The organism is Thermovirga sp. (assembly GCA_012523215.1).
GTDB lineage: Bacteria > Synergistota > Synergistia > Synergistales > Thermovirgaceae > 58-81.
This window is the reverse complement of the sequence record JAAYIZ010000067.1, coordinates 1-2,906: the sequence shown is the minus strand read 5'-3', so window position 1 is coordinate 2,906 and position 2,906 is coordinate 1. Positions and strand designations below refer to the sequence as shown.

Annotated in this window: 3 protein-coding genes; all 3 read left to right on the top strand. The window is 61.0% G+C overall.

The genetic code is table 11. From position 1 onward, the window contains the following. On the top strand, window positions 1–156 hold a 156-nt coding region (locus GX108_02115), incomplete at its 5' end, for a choline ABC transporter permease subunit (GenBank protein NLO55842.1). Between the two features lie 258 nt (window positions 157–414). Further along, entirely contained in the window at window positions 415–1,404 is a 990-nt protein-coding gene (locus tag GX108_02110; protein ID NLO55841.1) for a sulfurtransferase, read from the top strand. Window positions 1,405–1,407: 3 nt separating this feature from the next. Further along, on the top strand, window positions 1,408–2,906 hold a 1,499-nt coding region (locus GX108_02105; protein NLO55840.1), incomplete at its 3' end, for a nucleoside kinase.

Below are 2,906 nucleotides of genomic sequence, written 5' to 3'. Positions count from 1 at the left end.
GGGGCCAGGGGCCTCGGCCAGGAGGTGCTCATGGCCATCAACCGCATCGACGTGGGGCGCGGCTTCGAGGCGGGGATATCCATCGTGATCATGGGCATCGTCATCGACCGTATCACCCAGGGCCTTGCCAAGCGGTGGGACCCGAACGGGAAATGAGATAAAATCCGTGAATCGTAAATCGTAAGGTCCGTAAGTCGTAAGGGCCGTGGATCGCGAGTTGTTAATCGCAAGAGCAAAATAATCGCCTTCGAATTTGACCTTGCGATTCATGATTCACGACTCTCGATTCACGGTTGTCCTCTTTGCCTTTTACGCCCTTGGGTTCCCTTCCCCATCGACCGATTCGGCCGCGGAGGTTAGAATATCAGGGTCGGGATCGTTTCGATTTCGACCCCCTAACACCGAAAGGGAAGGATGATGATCTTGAGAAAGACCTCTCTGCTAGTCCTAGCTATCCTTGTATGCCTTGTTCCCGCCGCTTTCGGAGCGGAGACGGCCCCCTCGAAAACCACCCTCTTCGTGGACGCCCCCTGGGTCAAGGAGAACGCCTCCAAGCTGATCCTCATCGACGCCAGGGCCTCCACGCTCTACGCCAAAGGGCATATCCCCGGGGCGGTGAACGCCGAGTGGACCTACTTCGCCAACGTGAAGGGCCAACCCGGCAATCCCGGCTGGGGTGAGATTTTCCCCCAGGATACCCTGGCAAAGAAAATCGGAGCCCTGGGGATCAACGGCAAGAAACCCATCGTCGTCTACGGCGACTGTGGTGGTTGGGGGCAGGAGGGCTGGGCGGCCTGGGTGTTCCGCCTGTCCGGGATAGAGAACGTCCGCATCCTCGATGGCGGATACAACGCATGGCTCGCCGCCGGGGGCAAGGCCTCCACGACAGCCACCAAGCCCAAGGCCGTGGCCTTCTCCATAAAAGCCTTCCAGGGGGGGTACAAGGTTACCACGCCGTGGCTGACGTCAAAACTCGGTGAGATCAAGGTCATCGATGCCCGGACACCCTTCGAGTATGAAGGCGGCAGGGTCTTCCAGGAGCGCAGGGGAGGACATATCCCCGGAGCGATCAACATGCCTTGGGATGTGGTCTTCAAGCCCGACATGACCATTCGGGAAGTGTCGGAACTCAACGCCGTCTTCTCGAGTTACGGTCTTGATCCCGATGATGAGATCGCCGTCTACGACACCGCCGGCGTCAGGGCCGCCTACCTGGTGATGGTCATGCGGATGGCCGGTTACGGCAAGGCCCGTAACTACGATTCCTCCTTCCACGAATGGGCGGGCACCCCCGATCTCGAGGTGGTCCAAGGGAAGGAACCCGGCGGTCCCGCGCCCTCGGCGGGAGGGACCACCGTGGACGAGCCGCCCTGCCAGGAGACCGGTGAAGGGCAGAATACCTAGGCCATGGCCATATCGGTCAAGGTAGTCGGTGGGGGAACCTACAGCCTCGAACCCCCGGCCACCGGCCAGGACCTCCTCGAGAAGGTGGGCGCCGGTTGCGCCAGGAAGATCGTGGCCTGGCATGTGAACCGCTACCTCAGGCCCCTCGATTGGACCCTCCGGGAAGACTCCCTCGTCGATTTCGTCGACACTTCCTCCTTCGAGGGGATGTCCGTCTACAGGGATACCCTGGCCTTCGTCCTCTCCCTTGCGTGCCGCGGCGCCCTGGGAGAGGATGTCTTCGTCCGGCACTCCATCAGTGACGGCTATTATTGTGAACTGCAGTCAGGGCCGGCCCGGAAGGAGCGGACCGACCTGGTCCGGGAAGCCCTGGAGAGGATCATTCGCAGAGACCTCCCTATAAAAAGGGAGGTCCTCAGCATCGATGCCGCGGAAAGGATACTGCACCTCCAGAACGAGCCCGACACGGCGGACCTCCTCAAGTATGCCGGCGTGGACCCCGTAGCCCTCTACCAGTGCGACGGCGTCTACGGGTTTTTTTACGGACCCCTGGCACCGACGACGGGCTGTCTCTCATCCTGGGACCTGATCCCTTTCCGGGACGGAATGGTGATGCGGTTTCCCACCGTCGCCTACCCCCTCGTGCTGCCTCCCTTTACCCCTGCGGAGAAACTGGCCGATGTCTTCAACGAGTACAGCGGCTGGCTGCAGATCCTGGGAGTCCGGACCATGGAGAACCTCCACGGCCAGGTCATAGAAGACAGGGCCAGCGAACTGGTGCTGGTCAGCGAGGCCCTTCACAGCCAGAAGTTCAACAGCATGTCGGAACGGATAACAGCGGGTCATAAAAAAAGGCTGATCCGCATCTCCGGCCCCTCCGGGTCGGGCAAGACCACCACGGCTCGGAGGCTGGCCATCCATCTCAGGGCCATGGGGGCCAGGCCCATCGTGGTTTCCCTGGACGACTACTTCCTGGAACGGGAGAGGACCCCCCTCGACTCCCGGGGCGATCACGACTTTGAGACCATCGACGCCATGGACCTGGAGCTGATAAACCAAAACCTCGAGGAATTGCTCGATGGGAAGGATGTCACTCTCCCCCGTTTCAACTTCTTCACGGGCAAACGCGAGCAGGGCCCCAGGGTCAGGATGGGCTCCGGGGATATCCTTATCATCGAGGGGATCCACGGCCTCAACAGCAGGGTCTCGGGCTCGATCCCCCCGGAACTCAAGTTCAGCATCTACGTGTCTCCCCTCACAGGCATAAGCCTGGACAGGCACAACAGGACCAGCACCACCGACAACAGGCTGCTGCGGAGGCTTGTGAGGGACCGGTGGCTCAGGGGAAAAAGCGCGGGCATGACCCTGGCGCAATGGCCGTCGGTCATCCGGGGCGCTCACAAGTACATTTTCCCCTACCAGGAACTGGCCGACGAGATGTTCAACTCGGCCCTGGTCTATGAATTCTCGGTGCTGAAGGGTTACGCCGAACCCATGCTGAG